The following is a 23,405-nucleotide window of genomic DNA, read 5'->3' on the forward strand; positions in this document are numbered from 1 at the left end:
GAGGCGTCATCACATTACAGCTTGATGAAGTGTTCGCGGTAGTACTTCAGCTCTTCGATCGATTCCAGGATATCGGCCAGGGCCGTGTGCTTCTGGTGTTTCTTGAAACCGGTGGCGATTTCCGGCTTCCAGCGCTTGCACAGCTCTTTCAATGTCGATACGTCAACATTACGATAGTGGAAGAACGCTTCCAGCTTCGGCATGCCGCGCACCATGAAGCGGCGGTCCTGGCCGATGGTGTTGCCGCACATGGGCGACTTGCCAGCTGGCACGTATTTCTTCAGGAACGCGATCAATTCCGCTTCCGCCTGCGCTTCCGTCACGGTCGACGCCTTGACCTTGTCGATCAGGCCCGAGCGGCCGTGCGTGCCCTTGTTCCAGGCATCCATCTTGTTCAGGGTTTCATCCGATTGATGAATCACAAACACGGGGCCTTCGGCCAGCAGGTTCAAGTGCATGTCCGTCACCACCACCGCCACCTCGATGATGCGGTCGGTATCGGGCTCCAGGCCCGTCATTTCCATGTCGACCCAGACCAGATTCATCTCATTGGGACGTGCCGGAACAATCGGTGCGGGGGTGGATGCAGTTAAGTCGGTCGCTTGTGACATAATTCTCTCTTGGCCTAATCAAACTAAATAATCAGCCATTTTCTCACAGGCACAGAATGTATTCACTCGCGTTTTCGATTTTGTTTGTATCCGTCCTCGTTTTGACCCTGGCCGTGCGCTTCTGGCTCGCTTCGCGGCAGATTCGCCACGTGCTGGCCCACCGCGCCGCCGTGCCCGCCGAATTTGCGGAAAAGATCCCGCTGGCCGCGCACCAGAAGGCGGCCGACTACACGGTGGCGAAGACCAAGTTCGGCTTGCTGACCTTGCTGGTCAACTATGCCGTGCTGATCGGTTTTACCTTGCTGGGCGGCTTGCAATGGCTGGCGCTGCACCTGAATGAATGGATGGGCTCTGGCTCGCCCATGCTGTACCAGATCGGCCTGATCGCCGCCTTTGCCGCCATTTCCGGCCTGATCGACCTGCCCTTCGATTACTACCGCCAGTTCGTGCTGGAGCAGCGCTTCGGCTTCAATACCATGGCGCGCAAGCTGTTCTTCACGGACATGCTCAAGGGCGTGGGCCTGGGCGCCGTCATCGGCCTGCCGCTGATCTGGGTCGTGCTGACCCTGATGGCCAAGTCGGGCGACCTGTGGTGGCTGTACGCGTGGTTCGTCTGGAGCGGCTTCCAGTTGCTGATGATGGTGTTGTTTCCGACCGTCATCGCGCCCCTGTTCAACAAATTCACGCCGCTGGCCGACGAAGCGCTGAAAAGCCGCATCGAAGGCTTGATGCAGCGCGTGGGCTTCGCCTCGAAAGGCTTGTTCGTCATGGATGGCTCGAAGCGCAGCGCCCACGGCAATGCGTATTTCTCGGGCTTTGGCGCCAACAAGCGCATCGTCTTCTTCGATACCTTGCTGTCGCGCCTGGCGCCGCAGGAAATCGAAGCCGTGCTGGCGCATGAACTGGGCCACTTCAAGCTCAAGCACATCGTCAAGCGCATCGCCATGATGTTCGTCATCTCGCTGGGCTTTTTGGCGCTGCTGGGCTTCCTGAAGACGCAGCCGTGGTTTTACGCGGGCCTGGGCGTCGACCCGGTCGCGCTGGCGCTGACGGGCCAGCCGACGGATGCGCTGGCGCTGCTGCTGTTCATGCTGGCCTTGCCCGTCTTCACCTTCCTGCTGGGCCCCTTGACCTCGCTCAGCTCGCGCAAGCATGAATTCGAAGCGGACGCCTTTGCCGCCACGCACACGCAGGCGGACGACCTGGTCTCGGCGCTCGTCAAAATGTATGAAGACAATGCGTCGACCCTGACGCCCGACCCGCTGCACTCGGCCTTCTACGATAGCCACCCGCCGGCCAGCGTGCGCATCCGCCACCTGAAAGGGGCTACGACATGAATACGCCATCGACTTCGCAAGACCTGTCCCAACTGTCCTGCACGCCGCGCCAGCAGGCGCTGGGCGACACGGACATTGCCACCCTGCACGCCCTGCTGCCGCAATGGAGCTTGCAAAATGGCAAGCTGTGCCGCGACTTCGGCTTCAAGAATTACTACCAGACCCTGGCGTTCGTGAACGCCCTGGCCTATATGACCCATACGCAAGACCACCATCCGGAGCTCATCATTACTTACAAAACCTGCGCCGTGCGCTACGACACGCACTCGGTCAACCATGGCGCCGGCGGCCTGTCCGAAAACGACTTCATCTGCGCCGCCAAGGCCGACCTCATCTACCAGAGCAGCCAGGTGGCCCCATGAGCGAAGGCAAGTTGACGGGCATCATCATCGCCGCCCACGGCCGCCATTACCTGGCCGACGTGGACGGCGCCAAGCTGCAATGCGTAACGCGCGGCAAGAAAACCAATGTGGCCGTGGGCGACATCGTGCACCTGACGCGCACCTCCAACGACCAGGCCGTCATCGACCGCATCGAGGAACGCAAGACCCTGCTGTACCGCTCGGACCAGTACAAATCGAAGTTGCTGGCCGCCAACCTGACGCAGCTGTTCATCGTCGTGGCGACGGAACCGGGCTTTGCCGACGACCTGATCTCGCGCTCGCTGGTGGCGGCCGACGCGGCCGGCATCGAGGCGCGCATCATCCTCAACAAGACGGACGTGACCGCTTCGCTGGAGCGCGCCCGCGAACGCCTGCTGCCGTATTCATCGATGGGCTATCCCGTCGATGAAGTGTCGGCGCGCGCCGAACCGGAGCACGCGGTGGCCACCCTGGCGCCCCTGCTGGCGGGGCAGTCGTCGATCCTCATCGGCCAGTCGGGCATGGGCAAGTCGTCATTGATCAACCTGCTGGTGCCGGATGCCGACATCGCCGTGCGCGAAATCTCGGCCGCGCTCGACACGGGCAAGCACACGACGACCTTTACGCGTCTGTACAAGCTCGACGAACTGGGCGCAAACAGTTCCATCATCGATTCGCCCGGCTTCCAGGAGTTCGGCCTGTACCACTTGTCCGAGGGCATGCTGGAGCGGGCCTTCCGCGAATTCCAGCCTTACCTGGGCGGTTGCAAGTTCTATAACTGCCGCCACCTGATCGAACCGCAATGCGCCATCCTGCAAGCATTGTCTGAAGGCAAGATCGCCAAGATGCGCCATACCCTGTATGGCCAGCTGCTGCACGAATCGGCGCAAACGCTGTATTGATCGCGCCTGGCGCCCGTCGTCGAGACGGGCGCCAAACCGATAAAAAGTTTACCACCACGAATTAAACAGAATTAAATTCTGCCGCAGAGCCTGCTTTCTCCCATTCATTCCAAAACCATCCATCGCCTGATTTCGCGTTTCAGCGCCGGATTCCGGCGTTTCATCGCTTTGCGCTGGCATGGCACCCCTCCGCTTGCTACCTTGGCATTGTCCCCGCCAGCGAACCTGCTGGAGACAACATTGGTCTAACTCCAACCAGCATCTCGATCACAAGGTGAAATCATGAAAGCATCGTTCTCGCGTACCCTCGCCCTCGGTAGCGCCGCCCTCGTCCTCGGCCTGTCTTGCCTCAGCGCCAGTGCGCTGGAAATCGGCGAACAGGACAAGGTCCAGGTTTCCGGCAAGGTGTATAAACTGGCCCCGCAGGAATTCAGCCAGTACGGCAACAGCTACCAGCTCGACACGGGCGATACCTTGCTGCTGCGCCAGCAAGTCAACCGCTATTTCACGCAAATCAAGGGACAGCCCGAAGTGGAGCTGTTCGGCCGCGCACCGGGCGTCTTTGAAACGGCCAGCGGCACCCACATGGAATTTCGCAACGATGGCGACGTCATCGCCATTACCGGGCTGAACAATATTCCGGGCGCCGTCGCCAAGGCTGGCGAAACGGCCAGCACCGTGCACTTCGCCGGCCGCTAGCACAGGCGGCACGGCACAGCACGGCAAACGGGCGGCAAGCCGTGCCAGGCTGTCCACGTGCATCAGCCGGCAGGGGCTGGTGCACGCCCCGCCTGCTTTGCGCAGCCTGAAAGGGCGCGCGTAAAAAAATACTGTCGAGTCGACCAAACAACTGCATCCGATGCAGCTTACAATGCGATCCAATAAGGTGTCACTGGCCGCTGGCCAACACCATCGCCTTGCGGGAGATTTCGGATGGAAATGTTCGCACTCGAACATGACATTGCACAGTGGGAAGATACACTGCGGCCATTGCGCGCCCTGGAGCGCCTGCCCTTGCTGATGCTGCTGGCATGGCATTTGCGCCAGCGCAACTGTGCCCAGGCGCTGCACCATGCGGCCGAAGCGGCAGCCTTGCTGCCCCAGGCCCAGCTGCCGGCCCACGCCCTGGCCATCGCGCAGGCGCGCCTGCAACTGGTGCAGGCGGAAGTGGCCTGGCTGCAAGGTGCGCTCGATACGGCGGAAAGCCTGGCCATGGCGGCGCACGCCATCCTGTGCGCGCACGGCGACGGCGCCGCCTGCGCCGACGCGCACTGGCTGCTGTCCTCGATTGCCGTCGACCGGGGCGACCATGCCCGCTGCGATGCCGAACTGCTGGCCGCTGCCGAGCAGGCGCACAGCGCCGGCGATACGATGCGCGCCAGCCTGGCCGACGCGGCCGCGGCGCGCTGGGCCGTGCTGCGCGATGCGCCAGCCGCACAGGCGCGCTGGGGCAGCCATTTCCAGGCCGACAGCACCAGCGGCAAGCTGCCCGCGCCGCTGGCCGCCTGGGTGCATGACTTCCGCGGCTTGCTGGCGCACACCTCGCGCGACCTGGGCACGGCCGCCGGCCACTACATGCAAAGCTACGAGGCGGCGCTGGAAAGCGGCCAGCTGCGCGGCGCCATCACGGCCGCCATCAATATCGGCGACTGTTTCGCCAGCCTCAACGACAACGAATCGGCCCTGGAGTGGATGCAGTGCGCACTGGATCTGGCGCGCCCCACCGGCTGGCCGCGCAGCATCGGCGCTTGCCAGACGCATACGGCCGAAACCATGCGCAAGCTGGGCCGCCTGGCCGCGGCCGAAGACTTGCTGCGCCAGGCGCTGCTCATCCTGGCGCCCGTGGCTGGCGCGCGCACCTATGCCAACGCCCTGTTCCACCTGGGCGAACTGAGCCTGGACAAGGGCGACTACGACACGGCGCTCGACGCCTTCAGCCGGCTGGCGCAGCGCGCCGAAGCGCTGGGCCAGGCCGATTTCCGCAGCATGGCCCAGCGCGGCAGCGCCCACGCGCTATCCTACCTGGACCGCCCGGACGAGGCGCTGCAGGCGGCCGAGCGGGCTTGCCAGCTGGCCACCGCGCAGGGCGACGCCATGCACCAGGTGGCGGCGCTGCGCGTCTTGTCGATGTTGCATGCGCGCCATGAGTTGCCGCCGCCCGCAGACATGCTGGAACGCAATCCCGCCCTGCATTTCCTGCACCAGGCGCTGCAGGTAGCCGCCTCGATCGACGGCTATTCGCCGCCCGGCGAACTGCTCGATGCGCTGGCGCGCGAATACGCGCATGCGGGCGATTATGCGCGCGCCTACGATATCGCCCTCGATGCGGGCATGGCGCGCGAAAAAAGCCATACCCAGCAAGCGAGCAACCGCGCCACCGCCATGCAGGTCTACCACCAGACGGAACATGCGCGCTCGGAAGGCTATCACCACCGCGAACTGGCCGCTTCCGAAGCGCGCCGCGCCGAAGTGCTGCAACAGACCAGCGACACCCTGGAACGGCTGTCGGCCATCGGCCAGGAAATCACCACCCACCTCGACGCCAGCGCCGTGTTCCAGGTGCTCGACCGCCACGTGCATGCCTTGCTGCCAGTCAACACCTTCGCCGTCTACATGCTCGACGCCGCAGGCACGGCGCTGCGCCGCGCGCATGGCATGGAAGCGGGCCGGCCCCTGTCCGACAACGCCATTCCACTGAGCAATCCACGCGCCTATTCCGTGCGCTGCCTGCTGGGCCGACGCGAAGTGTATATCGACCAGGTGCCGCCGCGCCGCCACGCCTACACGGTGCCCGGCACGCTGCATAACCAGAGCGTGCTGTACGTGCCGCTGATGGTGGGCGAGCGCGTGCTGGGCGTGATGACGGTGCAGGCTTGCCACGCCAACGCATATGGCGAACGCGAGCGGCTGATCTTCCGCACCCTGTGCGCGTATGGCGCCATCGCGCTCGACAACGCCAGCGCCTACCGGCAATTGCAAGATGCCCAGGCGCAACTGGTATCGCAGGAAAAACTGGCCGCCCTCGGTTCGCTGATGGCCGGCGTGGCGCATGAACTGAATACCCCGATCGGCAATAGTCTGTTGATCGCCAGCACCATGCAGCAAAAGACGGAAGACGTGGAACGCCTGATGAACGGTCCCGGCCTGCGCCGCTCGGACCTGGCCGCCTTCATCGACGATGCGGGCAAGGCGTCGGCGCTGGTGATGCGCGGCCTGCGCAGCGCGGCCGACCTGGTCAACAGCTTCAAGCAGGTGGCCGTCGACCGCACCACCGAGCAGCGGCGCCGCTTTGACTTGCAACAAGTCAGCAATGAAATCATCGCCACCGTCATGAACCGCATCCGCAGTTCGGGCCACCGCATCGAAATGGAGATAGCCTTCGGCATCGCCATGGACAGCTATCCCGGCCCGTTCGGCCAGGTGATCACCAATCTGATCAACAATGCCCTGCTGCACGCCTTCGCCCCCGCGCCCAACGATGGCGGCGTCGGCACGGGCTGCATGCACCTGTCCGCCACGGCGGACGCGGCGCGCGTGCGGATCGTCTTCGAAGACAATGGCGGCGGCATCGCGGAACAGCATTTGTCGCGCATCTTCGACCCCTTCTTTACTACCAAGCTGGGCCAGGGCGGCAGCGGCCTGGGTTTGTCGATCAGCTACAACATCGTCACGGCCCTGCTGGGCGGCACCATCCAGGTGGCCAGCAGCCCCGCTGGCACGCGCTTCACGCTGGACTTGCCGCTGGTGGCGCCCCAGCTGGACGGCGCCGCGCCCGCCAGCATCTATTAATCCACCGCCCCGTTGCCCGGGCGCAGGCTTGCCTATACAAGTACGCGCCCGGGCAGTCTTTCCAATCTAAAAGCAAAACCCTTATAATTGAACGGCTGAAGTACTTGCCATTGCATTATTTTCAACTTGGCAAACCGCATCGTACCGCGCGACAGGCGTCGCGCTGGCACCGATCAACACAGCAGCGCGCCGGGCGAGGCAGTCATCAGACGAGATGTTGTACGCTGATGCAACCCGGCGGGAAAGGCACGCCGCCGGCGGCCTGCGCATCTTCAAGTGGTCATTATGTCGACAAAAAAACCGATCAAGCACTACCTCCAGTTCTCCGATTTCACGTTGGAAGAGTACGAATATGTGATCGAACGCGCCCATCTGATCAAGCGCAAGTTCAAGAACTACGAAATCTACCATCCACTGATCGACCGCACCCTGGTGATGGTCTTTGAAAAGAACTCGACCCGCACGCGCCTGTCGTTCGAAGCGGGCATGCACCAGCTGGGCGGCGCCGCCATCTACCTGAACACGCGCGATTCCCAGCTGGGCCGCGGCGAGCCGGTGGAAGACGCGGGCCAGGTCATGTCGCGCATGTGCGACATCATCATGGTGCGCACGTTCGGCCAGGAAATCATCGAGCGCTTCGCCGCCAATTCGCGCGTGCCGGTGATCAATGGCCTGACCAATGAACACCACCCGTGCCAGGTCTTTGCCGACATCTTCACCTACATCGAACACCGCGGCTCGATCGCCGGCAAGGTGGTCGCCTGGATCGGCGACGCCAACAACATGCTGTACTCGTGGCTGCAAGCGGCCGAAGTGTTCGGCTTCCATGTGAACGTGTCGACGCCGAAGGGTTACGACATTGACCTGGCGCAAGTCAAGACCGAGCGCTACACCTTCTTCGCCAATCCATCGGATGCCTGCGAAGGCGCGCACCTGGTCAACACGGACGTGTGGACCAGCATGGGTTACGAAGCGGAAAACGCGGCCCGCATCGCCGCCTTCGACGGCTGGATCGTCGATGGCGCGAAGATGGCCCGCGCCGCGCCCGACGCCCTGTTCATGCACTGCCTGCCCGCCCACCGCGGCGAGGAAGTGGCCGCCGAAGTGATCGACGGCCCGCAATCGGTGGTGTGGGACGAGGCGGAAAACCGCTTGCACGTGCAAAAAGCGCTGATCGAATACCTGTTACTCGGTAAAATCAACTAATTCGCCAGGCACTGCATAACTCCTGGCAGCATCGCAATACATACATCGACAACGACAACTGGAAGCAATATGAGCGACATTAAAAAAGTAGTCCTGGCCTATTCCGGCGGACTCGACACCTCCGTCATCCTGAAATGGCTGCAAGATAACTACCAGTGCGAAATCGTCACCTTCACGGCCGACCTGGGCCAGGGCGAAGAACTGGAACCGGCGCGTGCCAAGGCCATCAAATTCGGCATCAAGCCGGAAAACATCCATATCGAAGATGTCCGCGAAGAATTCGTGCGCGATTTCGTCTTCCCGATGTTCCGCGCCAACACCGTGTATGAAGGCGAATACCTGCTGGGCACCTCGATCGCCCGTCCGCTGATCGCCAAGCGCCTGATCGAAATCGCCAACGCCACCGGCGCCGACGCCATCTCGCACGGCGCGACCGGCAAGGGCAACGACCAGGTGCGTTTCGAGCTGGGCGCCTACGCGCTGAAGCCAGGCGTGAAGATCATCGCCCCATGGCGCGAGTGGGATCTGCTGTCGCGCGAAAAACTGCTGAAGTACGCGGAAGACGCCGGCATCGAAATCGACATGAAGCACAAGAACGGCGGCGCGCCGTACTCGATGGATGCCAACTTGCTGCACATCAGCTTTGAAGGCCGCCACCTGGAAAACCCGAGCGCCGAAGCGGAAGAAACCATGTGGCGCTGGACCGTCAGCCCTGAAAAGGCGCCGGACGAAGCGGAATACCTGGACATCGAATACGAAAAAGGCGATATCGTCGCCATCAACGGCGTGCGCATGTCGCCCGCCACCGTGCTGGCCGAACTGAACAAAGTTGGCGGCAAGCATGGCGTGGGACGCCTGGACCTGGTGGAAAACCGCTACGTCGGCATGAAATCGCGCGGCTGCTATGAAACCCCGGGCGGCACTATCATGCTGAAAGCCCACCGCGCCATCGAATCGATCACCCTGGACCGCGAAGTTGCCCATCTGAAAGATGACCTGATGCCGCGCTACGCATCGATGATCTACAACGGCTACTGGTGGGCGCCCGAGCGCGTTGCCCTGCAAACCCTGATCGACCACACGCAGGAAACCGTGAACGGCTGGGTACGCATCAAGCTGTACAAGGGCAATGTGATCGTCGTGTCGCGCGATTCGAAAACGGATTCGCTGTTCGACATGAACATCGCCACCTTCGACGAAGACGGCGGCGCCTACAACCAGGCCGACGCCGGCGGCTTCATCAAGCTGAACGCCTTGCGCATGCGCATCGCCGCCATCGCCCGCGAAAAGCGCGGCCAGAAGTAATTAGTTACCGGGAGGCACTACCTCCCGCGCCCGCCAAAAGCCGCCTCCGGGCGGCTTTTTTACGTTTGAAACGCACTCGGCAGCGATTTACCGCCCCGCGCGTCCCCAGATCGCCCCCATTTTGCTGTCCTCATGGCAAAATGCTACAGTGCAATTGTGCTGACCTTCCCGCTTCCGGAGCCCTCCCATGTTCAAAGACCTGAGTATCAAGAATAAACTGTACCTGGGCTTCGGCTCCATCGTGGCCATCATCCTGATCCTGCTGGGCGTGGCCTACAACAGCTTTGCGCGGCTGTCGGAAGCCAATGCCTGGGACAGGCACACGATGGAAGTGCTGGTCGAGATCGACAAGATTCACAATTCCATCCTGCAAATCCAGGTGGAGGCGCGCGGCTTCATTCTGACCGGCAACGAAGCCTCGCTGACGCCGGAAACCGATGAAACAGGGGTGCTGAGCCAGCACACGCAAAAAGCCATCAGCATGACGGTGGACAACAAGGTACAGTCGGAACGCTTCCGCAAGATCGACCAGCTGAGCAGCACCTGGGTCAAGGAGTGGATCACCCCCCTGATCGAGAAACGCCGCGCGCTGGGCAATGCGCCGGGCGCCACGGAAACGGTGGCGCGCCTGCTTCCGCCGGCGGGCTCGCCCGGCATCGTGCAGGCCAACAAACTGCTCGACGAAGCCGCCGCCGAAGAAAACCGCTTGCTGGCCGAGCGCACGGCCACGTCAAGTCGCCTGCAGGAAACCATGCTGCTGACCCTGGCGCTGGGCGGCGTGCTGTGCGTGGTGCTGGCGCTGGGCATTTCCTTCGTCCTGGCCAAGGCCATCCTCGGCCCGCTGAACAGCCTGACGGACGCCGTCGGGCGCATCGCCGGCGGCGAACAGGGCGCGCGCGCCGCCATCATCTCGCGCGACGAGCTGGGCAAGGTGACGGAAGAGTTCAACCGCATGGCGCAAACCATCCAGGACAACCAGGCCAATGAACTGGCCGCCACGAATAGCCTGCGGGCCAAGGTCGATTCCCTGCTGGAAGTGGTATCGAAGGCCGCCTCGGGCGACCTGACGGGCAAGGTCGGCATCACGGGCAACGACGCCATCGGCCAGCTGGGCAACGGCCTGGCGAAGATGTTTGAAAACCTGCGCAGCCTGCTCAACAATGTGCAAAAGGCCGGCATCCAGGTCACGACCTCCGCCACGGAAATCGCCGCCTCGGCGCGCCAGCAGGAAGCCACGGGTATTGAGCAAGCGCAAACCAGCGTGGAAATTCTCAGCACCACCAAGGAAATCTCGGCCAACACGAGCCAGTTGCTGAAAACCATGGAAGACGCCACCGCCGTGGCCGACTACACGACGAATGCCACGGCCGAAGCGCAAAACAACCTCAAGCGCATGGATTCGACCATGCAGCACATGGTCTCGGCCACCGATTCCATCAACGCCAAGCTGGCGGCCCTGTCGGAAAAAGCCAGCAATATCAATAGCGTACTGATCACCATCACGAAAGTGGCCGACCAGACCAACATCCTGTCGCTGAACGCCGCCATCGAGGCGGAAAAAGCGGGCGAAGCGGGCCGCGGCTTTTCCGTCGTGGCGACGGAAATCCGCCGCCTGGCCGACCAGACGTCCGTCTCCACCTGGGATATCGAGCAAATGCTCAAGGAAATGCAGTCGGCCGTGTCCGCCAGCGTGATGGGCATGGATAAATTCTCGGAAGAAATTCGCCGCAGCGTGGGCGAAGTGCGGCAAGTGGCGGAACAATTGTCGTCCGTGATGGATCAGGTGCAAAAACTCACGCCGCAATTCGATGCCGTGCTGCAAGGCATGCAGTCGCAGGCGATCGGCGCGTCGCAAATTTCCGACACCATGATGCAGCTCAACGACGCCACGCAGCAGACGGTGGAATCGCTGAAGGCCACCAGCGAAGCGGTGCACCAGCTGCAATATGCGGCGGGCGACCTGCAGTCGAGCGTGTCGACCTTCGCCGTCACCATCTGATCCCATGAAAGTGCTGCTCTTTCACATCGGACGCGACCGCTATGGCCTGCCCCTGGCCGGCATCGTGCGCGTCCTGCCGCTGCTGGAGCTGAAACAGTTGCCGCTCACGCCAGACTACGTGGCCGGCCTGATGGACTTGCACGGCACGCCCGTGCCCGTGATCGACCTGTCGCGCCTGGCCGGGCTGCCTGCCGCCGCCGCGCAATTCGACACGCGCATCGTCATCGTCGACTACCGCGCGCCTGGCGGCGCCACGCATGCGCTGGGCTTGCTGGCCACGCAAGTGCGCGGCATCGCCGACATCGCGGCGGACAAGCTCGAGGATAGCGGCGTGGCCACGGCGCCCTTCCTGGGCCAGGTGGCCAGCGACGCCGACGGCATCGTGCAGCTGGTGGAACTCGAACACCTGCTGCCGCCGGACGTGCGCGCGCTGCTGTTTCAAGACGCGGGCGCGGCATGACGGCACAAGCCCTGCTGCGCCGCGCGACCGGCCTGTCCGTCTCCAAAGCCGTGGCCGAACGGGCCGTCGGCCAGCGCATGGAACAAACGGGCTTCAGCGATAGCGAAGCCTACCTGCAAGCGCTCACGCCGGCCGAAATGACGCAATTGATCGAGCTGGTGGTGGTGCCGGAATCGTGGCTGTTCCGCGACCCGCAGGCGTTCTACGCCACCGTCGAACTGGTGCAGGAACGCTGGGCGCGGGGGCGCGCCACGCGCATCCTGTCGATCCCGTGCGCGGGCGGCGAGGAACCGTATTCGATGGCCATGGCGCTGCGCGACGGCGGCGTGCCGAAACAGGCGTTCAGCATCGACGCGTATGACCTGAGCCCCGGCTGCATCGAACGGGCGCAGGCCGGCGTGTACGGCCGCAACGCCTTCCGCGCGCAGGACGTGGCCTTCCGCGAGCGTTATTTCACGCACGTGGCCGACGACGCCTACCGCATCATCGACTCCTTGCGCGAGCAAGTCACCTTCAGGCAGGGTAATCTGCTGCAATTCGACACCGCCACCTACAGCCGCCATTACGACGTCATCTTTTGCCGCAACCTCTTGATTTACTTCGACAAGCCGACCACGCGCGCGGCCATCCACAACCTGTCCGCCCTGCTGGCCGACGACGGCATGCTGCTGGCCGGCTATGCGGAAGTGCCGTCGTTCTGCCAGAACGGCTTTGCGCCGCTGCAGTTCCGCCAGGCCTTCGCCCTGAAGAAGGAAACGGCGGCGCCGACCAGCCCCGTGCAAGTGGCGCCGCTGCCGGCAGCGCGCCCCCTGCGCAGCGTGCCGCCCGCGCCAAGGCGCGCGGCCGCAGCCGCCGCCCCTGCCGCCGCGACAGCGCCGCGCACGCGCCCCGTGTCCGTGCCGTCGCCGGCGCCGGCCGCGCCAACCGCGCAAGCCGATTTGCTGGCCGAGGCGCGCCTGCTGGCCGACCGTGGCCAGTTGCGCGAAGCGGGCGAAAAATGCCACGCCCACCTGGCGCGCGTGCCCGAGGCGGCGGAAGCGTATTTCATGCTGGGCATCATCAATGAACTGGCCGGCAAGATGGACCTGGCCGACGATTACTGGCGCCGCTGCATCTACCTGCAGCCCGACCATTACGAGGCGCTGTGCCACCTGTCGCTGCTGGCCGAACGCAATGGCAACCACACGGCCGCCGCCACCCTGAAGGCGCGCGCGGCGCGCATCTACCAGCGCCGCCAGGCGTCCAACTAAGGGGCAAGCATGACCAACCTCATCGCCACCGAGTCCCCCGACGCCATCGACGACTGCTGGAACCATATCGGCGTGGTCGGCGACCAGAGCTGCCCCAGGCTGCCGGCCAACGTGCATTGCCGTAACTGCGACGTGTATGCGGGCGCCGCCCAGCGCAACCTGCAGCGGCCCGTGGATGAACATTACCAGCGCGACTGGGCCAGCCACTTCCGCCAGATCGATGCGGGCGGCGAAGTGCGCGACAGCTCGGCGCTGGTATTTCGCATCGGCCGCGAATGGCTGGCGCTGCCCACGCGCGTGTTCGACTCCGTGGCGCCGCAGGCCAAGCCGCACGTACTGCCGCACCGCGGCGGGCGCGGCCTGGCGGGCATCGTCAATATCGGCGGCAAGCTGTATCCGTGCATGTCGCTGGCACACTTGCTGGGCATCGACGAACAGGGCGCGCCAGCGGCGCGCGGCCGCCACACCTTTGCGCGCCTGCTGCTGATGCGCTGGGAAGAACAGGCTTACGCGCTGCCCGTGGCCGACCTGCACGGCATCGTGCGCTATGCGTCGAGCACCGTGCAAGCGCCGGCGGCCACCATCAACAAGGGCCTGTCGCGCTATCTGTCCGGCGTCATCACCGAGGGCGACATGCGCATCGGCTGCCTCGACACGGCGCTGATCGGCTTTCAACTTGCGAGACTATTACGATGAGCCAGGACCAGCACGACGACCTGAGTGCCTTTTCCATGCTGGACCTGTTCCGCATGGAGGCGGACAGCCAGACCCAGATCCTCACCGACGGCTTGCTGGCCATGGAGCGCCATGCGGGCGATGCGGCCGCCGTCGAAGCGATGATGCGCGCGGCGCACTCGATCAAGGGCGCCGCCGCCATCGTCGGCCTGCAAGTGGTGGTGCAGCTGGCGCACGGCATGGAAGACAGCTTTGTCGCCGCCCAGCACGGCCGCCTGAAACTCACGCCGGAGCGGGTCGACGTGCTGCTGTCGGGCGTCGACCTGATCGTGCAGCTGTCGCGCCTGGACGACGCGGGAGCCGAAGCGTGGCTGGCCGCCAATGCGGCGCAGATCGACCAGACCCTGAACGCCATCGCCGGCATCGCCGACCTGCCCGAATTGCCGGCCCTGCCCCCGGCGCCGGCGCCCGTGCCAGCGCCGGCAGCGGCGGCGCCACAGGCTCCCGTGGCCAGCGGCCTGGCGGGAGAGGACGCGGAAGCGGAAGCGGCAGAAGCTGCCGCGCCCGCGCCGCGTACAGGTGCCGCACCGGCCAAGGCCCAGGCGCAGAATTTCGACAAACTGCTGTCGCTGGCCAGCGAATCGCGCATCAATGCGCACCAGATGCATCCGTTCATCGGTGCCTTGCAGCGCTTCAAGCGCAACCAGAGCAGCCTGTTTTCCGCCATCGAGCACCTGCACGAAGCCATTGCCCGCTCGGGCGACGCGGGCCTGATGGAAAAATCCTTGCTGGCACTGCAAAAGACACAGCCCCTGAAGCAGTTCATGCTCGAGCACATCGCCGACATCGAAACCTATGAGCGGCGCCTGCTGGCCGTCTCGCAAGGCATGGTCGACGAAGTGCTGGCGCTGCGCATGCGCCCTTTCCGCGACGGCATCCACGCCTTCCCGCGCATGGTGCGCGACCTGGCGCGCAGCCTGGGCAAGGAAGTGCAGCTGGAGATCGAAGGAGAAGACACCCTGGTCGACCGCGACATCCTGGCGAAGATCGAAAGCCCGCTGAACCACATGCTGCGCAATGCCATCGACCATGGCATGGAAGGCCCGTACGAGCGCATCGACGCGGGCAAGGAAGCGCTGGGCACGATACGCATGGAAGCGCGCCACCGCGCCGGCATGCTGAGCATCGAAATCAGCGACGACGGACGCGGCGTCGACCTGGAAAAGATCCGCCAGTCCGTCATCGAGCGCAAGATGGCCAGCCCCGCCATGGCCGCCGCGCTGTCGCCGGGCGAGCTGCTGGAATTTTTGTTCCTGCCCGCCTTCAGCCTGAAGGCGACGGCCAATCAATTGTCCGGACGCGGCGTGGGCCTGGACATCGTGCACGAGACGATACGCCAGCAAAACGGCACAGTGCGCCTGGAATCGGAGCCGGGCCGGGGGTTCCGCGCCCTCATCACCCTGCCGCTGACGCAATCGATCGTGCGCGCGCTGGTGATCGACATCCAGGGCGAAGCCTACGCCATCCCCATCGTCAAGGTGGAAAGCGTGGTGCGCGTGCCGCAGGCGGCCATCCATACCCTGGAAAACAAGCAGTTCTTCGAACTCAAGGGCGAGCATCTGGGCCTGGTCTCGGCGGCGCAGGTGCTGGAGCTGGGCGAAGCGGCGAACCAGGCCGAGGACTTGCCGGTGGTGGTGATCGGGCGCGGCAAGCAAAGCTATGCCCTGGTGGTCGACGCCATCCGCGGCGAGCAAAGCCTGGCGGTGCAGGCCATCGATCCGATCTTCGGCAAGATGCGCGACATTTCCGCTGCCGCCCTGCTCGATGACGGCGAGCCGGTGCTGATCCTCGACGTGCCCGACCTGCTGCTGTCGATCGACAAGCTGCTGCACGAAGGCGGCCTGCACCAGCTGGCGCAGGCGGGCCGCGCGCAGCAGCGCCGCGCCAAGCGCATCCTCGTCGTCGACGATTCGCTGACGGTGCGCGAGATGGAGCGCAAGCTGCTGCTGGCGCGCGGTTTCGAAGTCGACGTGGCCATCGACGGCATCGACGGCTGGAACGTCGTGCGCAGCGGCGAATACGACCTGGTGATCACCGACGTCGACATGCCGCGCATGGACGGCATCGAGCTGGTTTCGCTGATCAAGAAGGACCTGCACCTGCACAAGCTGCCGGTGATGATCGTCTCGTACAAGGACCGCCCGGAAGACCGCGCGCGCGGCCTGTCCGCCGGCGCCGACTATTATCTGACCAAAGGCAGCTTCCACGACGAGACCTTGCTCGACGCGGTGGCCGACCTGATAGGAGATGCCCGCTTATGAGTTGTACTTCATGAAAATTGCCATTGCCAACGATGTCGCCATGGCCGCCGAGGCCCTGCGCCGCGTGGTGGCCAGCACGCAGGAACACCAGGTGCTGTGGATTGCCCGCACGGGGCTCGAAGCCGTGCGCATGTGCGAGGGCAACCGTCCCGACCTGATCCTGATGGACCTGAACATGCCGGAGATGGATGGCGTTGAGGCGACGCGCCTGATCATGGAGCAAAGCCCTTGCGCCATCCTGGTGGTCACGGGACGCCCGCAAGACAATGTCAACCAGGTCTTCCGCGCGCTGGGCGCGGGTGCGCTCGACGTCACGGCCACCCCCGTGCTGCAGGGACAAGTGGGCGGCGACAGCGAACTGCTGGCCAAGATCAAGACCATCGGCAAGCTGATACGCCACAGCGCCGAAACGCCGCCGCCGCGCCAGGCGAACGGCAATGGCGGCGAACGGGCCGACGGGCAAGTCACCACGCTGGTGGCCATCGGCGCCTCGACGGGCGGCCCTTCGGCCGTGGCCAAGGTGCTGTCCGGCTGGACGGCGCCGCCCGGCTGCGCCATCGTGGTGGTGCAGCATATCGATGAAACCTTCGCCTCGCACTTCGCCAAATGGCTCGATGACCAGCTCAGCATGCCCGCGCGCGTGATCGTCGAAGGCGATGAACTGGTGTCCGGCACGGTGTTGATCGCCAAGACCAATGATCACTTGCTGCTAGATCAAAATTATCGTTTGGGTTACGATGCAGCACCACGCGAGTATGTTTACCGCCCGTCCGTCGATGTCTTCTTCAACTGCGTGGCGCAGCACTGGCGCGGCGACGCCATCGGTGTATTGCTCACAGGCATGGGGCGTGACGGCGGCGATGGCTTGCTGGCCATGCGCCGCGCCGGCAAGACGACCATCGCACAAGACCAGGCCAGCAGTGCCGTGTACGGCATGCCGCGCGCGGCGGCCGAACTCGATGCGGCGCAGCACATCCTGCCCCTGGATAGAATAGGCGCCAGCCTGCGCAGCCGCCTGGGCGCCAAACTCAACAATGGGTGGGAGCCCTCCCCTAACATCTGAAAAGAATGCAATGCCAGAATTCTCCTCCAGTTTCAGCCAGCATGAGCCCGCATTGACCGAATTCAAGGTCAGCGTGCTGCTGGTGGACGACCAGTTGATCATTGCCGAGGCAGTACGGCGCATGCTCAGCGACCAGCAGGATATCGAATTTCATTACGTGACCGACGCCACGCAGGCGCTGGACACGGCGCTGCGTTTGCAACCGACCGTCATCCTGCAAGACCTGGTAATGCCGGGTATCGACGGCTTCGCCCTGATCCAGCTGTATCGCGAAAACGCGGCGCTGGCGCACGTGCCGGTGATCGTGATGTCGGCCAAGGATGACCCGAAACTGAAGGCGCACAGCTTTTCCGTCGGCGCCAACGATTATGTGGTGAAACTGCCGGACCGCCTGGAGCTGCTGGCGCGCATACGCTACCATTCCAACGCGCACATCAGCCGCCTGCAGCGCGACCAGGCTTTTCGTTTCCTGCGAGAAAGTCAAAAGAACCTGGCCGACGCCAATATCGAGTTACAGAAACTGGCCGCCCTCGATGGCTTGACGGGCATCGCCAACCGCCGCCGCTTCGATGAAACTTTGCAATTCGAATGGCAGCGTGGCCAGCGCGACAAGACGCCGTTGAGCTTGCTGTTTTGCGATATCGACCATTTTAAAAGCTATAACGACCACTTCGGCCACCTGGCGGGCGACCTGTGCCTGAAAAAAGTGGCCGCCGTGCTGACGGAACATTTGAAGCGCCCGGCCGACCTGGCCGCCCGCTACGGTGGCGAAGAGTTCGCCCTGATCCTGCCGGAAACGGAAGCGGCCGGCGCGTTGCTGATCGCCGAAGCGTGCCGGCGCCACCTGGAAGGCTTGCAGATCGAGAATCCGGCGGCAAGCACGGGCATTGTCACCATCTCGATCGGCGTGGCCACCATCGTGCCTTCGCCGGACTCGACGGTCGAGCAATTGATCAACCGCGCCGACCAGGCCCTGTACGCGGCCAAGCGCGGCGGACGCAACAGCGTGCTGAGCGCCGCTGACGTCCAGGACTGATTTTTAACAGCAAGGAAAGTGAAGCATGAGCACACAACTGGACAATGTCAGCGTCGTCAAGAAGTCGAATATCTACTTTGACGGCAAATGCGTCTCGCACAACGTCATCCTGGCCGATGGCACGAAGAAAAGCGTGGGTGTGATTTTCGCGTCATCGCTGCGCTTCAATACGGGCGCGCCGGAAATCATGGAAATCGTCGGCGGCCTGTGCAAGGTACGCCTGGCCGACGCGACGGAGTGGAACAGCTATGGCGCGGGCCAGGAATTCAAGGTGCCGGGCAATAGCTATTTTGATATTGAAACTGTCGAAACCGTAGATTACGTCTGCCACTTCGGCTGATCCACGCAGAAAAAACGTCCATGGCTGCGTTGCCCTGAACATTTTTTCAAGCGCGGATTGACTATTTAGACAAACACAGGCTCGGGCGACAGGCGTACGCCATATTTCGCCTCTACATCATCCTGTATCGCTGCCGCCAGCCGGGTAATGTCCGCGCCACGAGCGCCGCCATTATTCACCAGAACCAGCGCCTGCTTGGGATACACTCCCGCGGGCCCCAGGTTTTTCCCCTTCCAGCCGCACTGATCGATCAGCCAGCCGGCCGCCAGCTTTTCCGTGCCATCGGGCTGCGCATGGTGTACCAAGGTGGGGAAACGTTCCAACAAGGCAAGACATTGCTCTCGTGACACCACGGGATTCTTGAAGAAGCTGCCCGCATTGCCTATGACGGCCGGGTCCGGCAATTTTCGCCGGCGGATCGCCATCACCGTGTCGGCCACCTGTTGAGGTGTCGGCTCGGCAAGATTGCGCTCGGCCACGGCCTGCGCCAGTTCCGCATAGCGCAAGTTCGGCTGCCACTCGGCCGGCAAGGCAAACGTGACTTCCAGCACGATCAGTTCGCGGCCGTCCGCCTGCTTGAAGATGCTGTCGCGGTAAGCGAAACGGCAGGCATCGCGGTCCATGTCGAAGACGATGCCGCTGCCACTGTGCATGACGCTCACGCTGTGCAGATAATCCTTGATTTCAACGCCATACGCGCCAATATTCTGGATAGGCGCCGCGCCCACCGTGCCGGGAATCAGGGACAGGTTTTCCAGCCCGCCCACGCCTTGCGCCAGGGTCCACTGCACGAAATCGTGCCAGTTTTCGCCGGCCGCGGCAGTGACGAGTATCGTCTCGAAATCCGCCTGCGCCAGGCGCATGCCGCGCGTGGCCATGTGCAGCACGGCGCCGGGAAAGTCGCCCGTCAGCACGATGTTGCTGCCGCCGCCCAGTATCAGGCGCGGCATGGCGGACAAGGCGGGATCTTGCAGCGCGGCGTGCAATTCGGCCTGCGAGGTGATGCGTACGTAGGCGGCCGCATTGGCCGCGATGCCGAAGGTATTCAGGCGCTGGAGGGAGTAATTGTGTTCGATGGTGAGCTCTGCAGACATGGGATCGGGAAATTTTGCTCGATTATAGAGCGAAAGCGACAAAAAACCACCTCAGGACAAGGGCGACTTGCCCGTTGTCCGTTAAAATGTCGCATCTTTAACAGGGCCGTCCCATGGCGCAGAATCAGCCGCCAAGGCCCAGCGCGCCGAGCGTGCGCTCGCTTTAACAAGAAAAGGAACAGACCATGCCGTCATTTGATGTAGTCTCCGAAGCCGATATGATCGAAGTCAAGAATGCAGTCGAGCAATCCAACAAGGAAATCACGACCCGCTTCGACTTCAAGGGCAGCGACGCCCGCGTCGAACACAAGGAAAACGAGTTGACCGCGTTCGCGGACTCGGAATTCCAGCTCAGCCAGGTGCGCGACGTGCTGACCAACAAATTGACCAAACGCAAGGTCGATGTGCGCTTCCTCGACGAAGGCGACATCAAGAAGATCGGCGGCGACAAGGTCAAGCAGATCATCAAGATCAAGAATGGCATCGAATCGGATGATGCCAAGAAAATCGTGCGCGTCATCAAGGACAGCAAGATGAAAGTGCAAGCGAGCATCCAGGGCGAAGCCGTGCGCGTCACGGGCGCCAAGCGCGACGACCTGCAGGCGGCCATGGCCATGCTGCGCAAGGATGTACCCGACATGCCGCTGGAATTTAACAATTTCCGCGATTAATTTCGATGATGCGCACGCTGCGGCCTGCGCTTGCACCGGCATGGCGGCAAGCTGCCTCGGAGCGCCTGCGCGCTTGGGGTAGAATTGAAGCTGCGCACAGCTACATGCGCCCGCGCGCCTGACCGGCAGCGGGCTTGACCGTACATCTGGCTCAGTGATAACCACGGTAGTCTAAGGATAGCAATGAAACGTGTTGATGATTTCCGCCTGCGATTTGGCAAAAAAGAATATGTGCCCATCATGATAGGCGGAATGGGTGTGGATATTTCCACGTCGGAGCTGGCCCTGGAAGCGGCCCGGCTGAACGGTATCGGGCATATCTCCGATGCCATGGTGGAAGACGTGTCGGATCGCCGTTTCGACACCACCTTCGTCAAAGACAAGACGAAACTGTACAAGTTCAACATCAATAACAGCGACAAGGCCGTGGTGCAGTTCGACCTGGGCCGCCTGGCGGAAGCGCAGCGCCTGCATATCGGCCGCACCATGGAAGCGAAAAAAGGCGATGGCTTGATCTTCGTCAATTGCATGGAAAAGCTGACAATGAACGGCCCCCGCGAAACCTTGCGCGTGCGACTCAATGCGGCGCTGGATGCGGGCATCGACGGCATCACCCTGTCGGCCGGTTTGCACTTCGGTTCGTTCGCCTTGATGGCCGACCATCCGCGTTTCCGTGATGCCAAGCTGGGCATCATCGTCTCGTCCGTGCGCGCCTTGCAGATTTTCCTGCGCAAGAACGCCAAGCTGGACCGTTTGCCCGACTTCATCATCGTCGAGGGACCATTGGCCGGCGGCCACCTGGGCTTCGGCATGGACTGGGCCAATTACGACCTGCACACGATCACGGCGGAACTGCTGGCCTACCTGAAGGCCGAACAGCTGGACATCCCGCTGATCGCCGCTGGCGGCATCTTCACGGGCAGCGATGCCGTTTCCTTCCTGGAAGCAGGCGCGGCTGGCGTGCAAGTGGCGACGCGCTTTACCGTCACAAAGGAATGCGGCTTGCCAAACAAGGTCAAGCAGGAATACTACAAGGCCTCGGAAGAAGACATCATCGTCAATGGCGTGTCGCCGACCGGTTACCCGATGCGCATGCTGAAGAACACGCCCGCCATCGGCGCCGGCATCCGTCCAGGCTGCGAATCGTATGGCTACCTGCTCGACGCGACGGGCAACTGCGCGTACATCAACTCGTACAACCGCGAAGTCGCTGCCCATCCGGAGCAAAAAACCGTCGTCGTGATGGACAAGACTTGCCTGTGCACCCACATGCGCAACTTCAACTGCTGGACCTGCGGCCACTACACGTACCGCCTGAAGGACACCACGCATAAGCTCGACAACGGCGAGTACCAGATCCTGACGGCCGAACACGTCTTCAAGGATTACCAGTTCAGCGTCGACAACCAGATCGCCCTGCCGGAAAAAGAAATCTTGGTAGCAAGCTGAATCTTGCCAGCCTGAAATGAAAATGGCGCAACCTGCGAAGGCTGCGCCATTTTTTTATGCGGGGAACATGTCCCGCAAGGCCCGTTCGATCACGTCAAAGCTGGGCCGCTGCAATGCTTCTTCCTGCAGGCAATCTTCCATCATGACGTGCAGGGCCGGCAAAGGCGTCGCACAATGCGCGATCAGTTCGCCCAGCAGCACGCCAAAGGCGCGCGCCTCTATGCCCTGCAACACGTCCCCGTGCGACGAGCCCGGCGCAAACATGGACGCCGCGCCAAAGTCGCCCAGCAGGCAGGCGCCGGCATCCGCATGCAGGATATTGTGGGCATACAGGTCGCCGTGCACGATACCGTGTGCATGCAACTGCCGCACGGCCGAGGCGATGCCATGGGCAATGGCCAGCGCTTGCGGAAAATCAAAGCGCGCGCCATCGGCATACACGTCGCGCGTACACGATTCCAGGCTCGGCGGTCCGGCCAGGTTGCGGAAGGCCGCGTCAACGAGCGGCATGACGAGTCCCAGCGCTCCCTGTGGATGTGCATCGAGCGTCCCGAGGATGGGAATCAGGCCCGGATGGGCACCGGCGCCGACACAGGCGGCCATCTCGCTGCGCGGCAAGCCATCGCTGGTCATGGCCCCCTTGAACACTTTGACGGCGACCTCATCGGCGCCATCCAGGCGGGCACGGTAAATCACGCCCGACGCCCCCTCGCCCAACTGCTGCGCCAATACCAGGCGCTGCCACGCCACGCCCGCTGCAGCTGAACCGGCCAGGGCCGCCAGTTCCCGCGCTTCCGTGAAGGGATTGCCCGCATACGCCAGCCAGCTCAGGCATGGCAGGGACAGCAGACAGTCGGGCAGCGCCGTGAAACGGTTGGCGGCGATGCGCACCAGTTCCAGCCGGCGGCAGTTCGCCAAGGAAGCGGGCAAGCTGTCCAGGCAATTTCCCGCCAGCATGAGTTTCTGCAACTGTCCGCACTTGCCCAGCTCCTCCGGCAAGGCTTCGATGGCATTGTCGGTCAGGGTCAGCCAGCGCAGCCTGGATGGCAAGGCTGCGGCCGGCACGTGGCGTATCCGGTTCGCCTTGAAACCGATCATTTCCAGCGCAGGACAGGAACCGAGCACGGCCGGCAAGCTGGTGAACAGGTTGTCCGAGCAAAAAATGATGCGCAGCTTGTGCAGGCGTGGCAAATCGTCGGGAAGCGTGGAGAGCGCATTGCCGGACAGGTCGAGGATTTCCAGGCTGTCGGCGAGGTCGAAGATTTCGCGGGGGAATGCCGTCAAGCCGCAGGACAGCGTCAGGCGGCGCAGGCCGGCCAGTTGGCCAGCGCGTAATTGCTCCAGTGTATGCACAGCAGACAAGATATTCCTTTCAAGGTAGCACGCGATCGATGCCATGCATAAAATCATTGGACGTAAAAAAACCCCAACCGGATCACCGGAAGGGGTTTTTTCGAATAACAAGCCTGACGATAACCTACTTTCACACTGGTTGCAGCACTATCATCGGCGCAAAGTTGTTTCACGGTCCTGTT

Annotated in this window: 21 protein-coding genes; 17 read left to right on the plus strand and 4 right to left on the minus strand. The window is 63.0% G+C overall.

The features are described from left to right. Window positions 1–14: 14 nt before the first annotated feature. Entirely contained in the window at window positions 15–611 is a 597-nt protein-coding gene (gene orn, locus VPH40_RS21835; RefSeq protein ID WP_289899341.1) for an oligoribonuclease, read from the minus strand. A 56-nt stretch (window positions 612–667) separates the two neighbouring features. Between orn and VPH40_RS21840 the strand changes: the two genes are divergently transcribed. Genes VPH40_RS21840 through rsgA form a run of 3 tightly spaced genes read left to right on the plus strand, consistent with a single transcriptional unit; the run spans window position 668 to window position 3,212 of the window. Further along, window positions 668–1,948 carry a M48 family metallopeptidase gene (locus VPH40_RS21840; RefSeq protein WP_328574480.1) on the plus strand — a complete coding sequence of 427 codons (1,281 nt, stop codon included), beginning with the start codon at window positions 668–670 and terminating at the stop codon, window positions 1,946–1,948. Then, window positions 1,945–2,310 carry a 4a-hydroxytetrahydrobiopterin dehydratase gene (locus tag VPH40_RS21845; protein ID WP_099665015.1) on the plus strand — a complete coding sequence of 122 codons (366 nt, stop codon included), beginning with the start codon at window positions 1,945–1,947 and terminating at the stop codon, window positions 2,308–2,310. The genes VPH40_RS21840 and VPH40_RS21845 overlap by 4 nt, the downstream gene beginning before the upstream one ends. Beyond that, window positions 2,307–3,212: a ribosome small subunit-dependent GTPase A gene (gene rsgA / locus VPH40_RS21850; protein WP_099665016.1), complete on the plus strand. Its 906-nt coding sequence runs from the start codon at window positions 2,307–2,309 to the stop codon at window positions 3,210–3,212. Before VPH40_RS21845 ends, rsgA begins: the two co-directional genes overlap by 4 nt. Window positions 3,213–3,260: 48 nt before the next feature. On the opposite strand, the gene VPH40_RS21855 is transcribed toward rsgA, so the two are convergent. After that, complete coding sequence (locus VPH40_RS21855; RefSeq protein WP_257218698.1) at window positions 3,261–3,392, minus strand: hypothetical protein; 132 nt, start codon at window positions 3,390–3,392, stop codon at window positions 3,261–3,263. Window positions 3,393–3,494: 102 nt separating this feature from the next. On the opposite strand from VPH40_RS21855, the gene VPH40_RS21860 reads away from it, so the two are divergent. The 12 genes from VPH40_RS21860 (at window position 3,495) to ppnP (ending at window position 18,656) form a co-directional block, all read left to right on the plus strand. Further along, window positions 3,495–3,911 carry a hypothetical protein gene (locus VPH40_RS21860; RefSeq protein WP_099665017.1) on the plus strand — a complete coding sequence of 139 codons (417 nt, stop codon included), beginning with the start codon at window positions 3,495–3,497 and terminating at the stop codon, window positions 3,909–3,911. A gap of 240 nt (window positions 3,912–4,151) precedes the next feature. Next, window positions 4,152–7,001 (plus strand): ATP-binding protein, encoded by a 2,850-nt coding sequence (locus tag VPH40_RS21865; RefSeq protein WP_328574481.1) that lies wholly within the window; start codon window positions 4,152–4,154, stop codon window positions 6,999–7,001. 285 nt (window positions 7,002–7,286) lie between these two features. After that, window positions 7,287–8,207, plus strand: a complete 921-nt coding sequence (argF, locus tag VPH40_RS21870; RefSeq protein ID WP_077401165.1) for an ornithine carbamoyltransferase — start codon at window positions 7,287–7,289, stop codon at window positions 8,205–8,207. Between the two features lie 69 nt (window positions 8,208–8,276). After that, window positions 8,277–9,512 carry an argininosuccinate synthase gene (locus VPH40_RS21875; protein ID WP_034759383.1) on the plus strand — a complete coding sequence of 412 codons (1,236 nt, stop codon included), beginning with the start codon at window positions 8,277–8,279 and terminating at the stop codon, window positions 9,510–9,512. Between the two features lie 187 nt (window positions 9,513–9,699). Next, the gene (locus tag VPH40_RS21880) at window positions 9,700–11,511 is read left to right on the plus strand and encodes a methyl-accepting chemotaxis protein (RefSeq protein WP_328574482.1); all 1,812 of its coding nucleotides are present in this window, start codon (window positions 9,700–9,702) and stop codon (window positions 11,509–11,511) included. 4 nt (window positions 11,512–11,515) lie between these two features. Continuing rightward, window positions 11,516–11,971: a chemotaxis protein CheW gene (locus VPH40_RS21885; RefSeq protein WP_099665020.1), complete on the plus strand. Its 456-nt coding sequence runs from the start codon at window positions 11,516–11,518 to the stop codon at window positions 11,969–11,971. Beyond that, the gene (locus VPH40_RS21890) at window positions 11,968–13,221 is read left to right on the plus strand and encodes a CheR family methyltransferase (protein WP_328574483.1); all 1,254 of its coding nucleotides are present in this window, start codon (window positions 11,968–11,970) and stop codon (window positions 13,219–13,221) included. Before VPH40_RS21885 ends, VPH40_RS21890 begins: the two co-directional genes overlap by 4 nt. A gap of 9 nt (window positions 13,222–13,230) precedes the next feature. Continuing rightward, window positions 13,231–13,917, plus strand: a complete 687-nt coding sequence (locus tag VPH40_RS21895; protein ID WP_099665022.1) for a chemotaxis protein CheW — start codon at window positions 13,231–13,233, stop codon at window positions 13,915–13,917. Next, the gene (locus VPH40_RS21900; protein ID WP_328574484.1) at window positions 13,914–16,217 is read left to right on the plus strand and encodes a hybrid sensor histidine kinase/response regulator; all 2,304 of its coding nucleotides are present in this window, start codon (window positions 13,914–13,916) and stop codon (window positions 16,215–16,217) included. The genes VPH40_RS21895 and VPH40_RS21900 overlap by 4 nt, the downstream gene beginning before the upstream one ends. A 10-nt stretch (window positions 16,218–16,227) precedes the next feature. Continuing rightward, complete coding sequence (gene cheB / locus VPH40_RS21905) at window positions 16,228–17,280, plus strand: chemotaxis-specific protein-glutamate methyltransferase CheB (RefSeq protein ID WP_099668186.1); 1,053 nt, start codon at window positions 16,228–16,230, stop codon at window positions 17,278–17,280. Between the two features lie 10 nt (window positions 17,281–17,290). Then, on the plus strand, window positions 17,291–18,316 hold the full coding sequence (locus tag VPH40_RS21910) for a diguanylate cyclase (protein WP_328574485.1): 1,026 nt from the start codon (window positions 17,291–17,293) through the stop codon (window positions 18,314–18,316). A gap of 25 nt (window positions 18,317–18,341) precedes the next feature. Continuing rightward, window positions 18,342–18,656, plus strand: coding sequence for a pyrimidine/purine nucleoside phosphorylase (gene ppnP, locus VPH40_RS21915; RefSeq protein WP_305053583.1), 315 nt, complete (start codon window positions 18,342–18,344; stop codon window positions 18,654–18,656). A gap of 65 nt (window positions 18,657–18,721) precedes the next feature. Here ppnP and murB read toward each other — a convergent pair whose 3' ends face one another. After that, complete coding sequence (gene murB, locus VPH40_RS21920; protein WP_099665026.1) at window positions 18,722–19,750, minus strand: UDP-N-acetylmuramate dehydrogenase; 1,029 nt, start codon at window positions 19,748–19,750, stop codon at window positions 18,722–18,724. A 185-nt stretch (window positions 19,751–19,935) separates the two neighbouring features. Between murB and VPH40_RS21925 the strand changes: the two genes are divergently transcribed. Beyond that, complete coding sequence (locus tag VPH40_RS21925; RefSeq protein WP_034759416.1) at window positions 19,936–20,421, plus strand: YajQ family cyclic di-GMP-binding protein; 486 nt, start codon at window positions 19,936–19,938, stop codon at window positions 20,419–20,421. Between the two features lie 183 nt (window positions 20,422–20,604). Continuing rightward, on the plus strand, window positions 20,605–21,870 hold the full coding sequence (locus VPH40_RS21930) for a nitronate monooxygenase (RefSeq protein WP_070277935.1): 1,266 nt from the start codon (window positions 20,605–20,607) through the stop codon (window positions 21,868–21,870). Window positions 21,871–21,924: 54 nt separating this feature from the next. Here the strand turns inward: VPH40_RS21930 and VPH40_RS21935 are convergent, their stop codons facing one another. Next, on the minus strand, window positions 21,925–23,223 hold the full coding sequence (locus VPH40_RS21935) for a leucine-rich repeat-containing protein kinase family protein (protein ID WP_305053601.1): 1,299 nt from the start codon (window positions 23,221–23,223) through the stop codon (window positions 21,925–21,927). Window positions 23,224–23,405: the final 182 nt, after the last annotated feature.

This window comes from Janthinobacterium sp. P210005 (assembly GCF_036231865.1).
GTDB lineage: Bacteria > Pseudomonadota > Gammaproteobacteria > Burkholderiales > Burkholderiaceae_D > Janthinobacterium > Janthinobacterium kumbetense.

Excerpts from the sequence above, each read along its gene's own strand:
- VPH40_RS21855 (WP_257218698.1), bottom strand. The coding sequence starts at position 3,392 with ATGCCAGCGCAAAGCGATGAAACGCCGGAATCCGGCGCTGAAACGCGA.
- VPH40_RS21895 (WP_099665022.1), top strand. The coding sequence starts at position 13,231 with ATGACCAACCTCATCGCCACCGAGTCCCCCGACGCCATCGACGACTGC.
- VPH40_RS21900 (WP_328574484.1), top strand. The coding sequence starts at position 13,914 with ATGAGCCAGGACCAGCACGACGACCTGAGTGCCTTTTCCATGCTGGAC.
- orn (WP_289899341.1), bottom strand. The coding sequence starts at position 611 with ATGTCACAAGCGACCGACTTAACTGCATCCACCCCCGCACCGATTGTT.
- cheB (WP_099668186.1), top strand. The coding sequence starts at position 16,228 with ATGAAAATTGCCATTGCCAACGATGTCGCCATGGCCGCCGAGGCCCTG.
- rsgA (WP_099665016.1), top strand. The coding sequence starts at position 2,307 with ATGAGCGAAGGCAAGTTGACGGGCATCATCATCGCCGCCCACGGCCGC.
- VPH40_RS21925 (WP_034759416.1), top strand. The coding sequence starts at position 19,936 with ATGCCGTCATTTGATGTAGTCTCCGAAGCCGATATGATCGAAGTCAAG.
- VPH40_RS21880 (WP_328574482.1), top strand. The coding sequence starts at position 9,700 with ATGTTCAAAGACCTGAGTATCAAGAATAAACTGTACCTGGGCTTCGGC.
- ppnP (WP_305053583.1), top strand. The coding sequence starts at position 18,342 with ATGAGCACACAACTGGACAATGTCAGCGTCGTCAAGAAGTCGAATATC.
- VPH40_RS21910 (WP_328574485.1), top strand. The coding sequence starts at position 17,291 with ATGCCAGAATTCTCCTCCAGTTTCAGCCAGCATGAGCCCGCATTGACC.
- VPH40_RS21885 (WP_099665020.1), top strand. The coding sequence starts at position 11,516 with ATGAAAGTGCTGCTCTTTCACATCGGACGCGACCGCTATGGCCTGCCC.
- VPH40_RS21840 (WP_328574480.1), top strand. The coding sequence starts at position 668 with ATGTATTCACTCGCGTTTTCGATTTTGTTTGTATCCGTCCTCGTTTTG.
- VPH40_RS21930 (WP_070277935.1), top strand. The coding sequence starts at position 20,605 with ATGAAACGTGTTGATGATTTCCGCCTGCGATTTGGCAAAAAAGAATAT.
- murB (WP_099665026.1), bottom strand. The coding sequence starts at position 19,750 with ATGTCTGCAGAGCTCACCATCGAACACAATTACTCCCTCCAGCGCCTG.
- argF (WP_077401165.1), top strand. The coding sequence starts at position 7,287 with ATGTCGACAAAAAAACCGATCAAGCACTACCTCCAGTTCTCCGATTTC.
- VPH40_RS21875 (WP_034759383.1), top strand. The coding sequence starts at position 8,277 with ATGAGCGACATTAAAAAAGTAGTCCTGGCCTATTCCGGCGGACTCGAC.
- VPH40_RS21860 (WP_099665017.1), top strand. The coding sequence starts at position 3,495 with ATGAAAGCATCGTTCTCGCGTACCCTCGCCCTCGGTAGCGCCGCCCTC.
- VPH40_RS21845 (WP_099665015.1), top strand. The coding sequence starts at position 1,945 with ATGAATACGCCATCGACTTCGCAAGACCTGTCCCAACTGTCCTGCACG.
- VPH40_RS21865 (WP_328574481.1), top strand. The coding sequence starts at position 4,152 with ATGTTCGCACTCGAACATGACATTGCACAGTGGGAAGATACACTGCGG.
- VPH40_RS21890 (WP_328574483.1), top strand. The coding sequence starts at position 11,968 with ATGACGGCACAAGCCCTGCTGCGCCGCGCGACCGGCCTGTCCGTCTCC.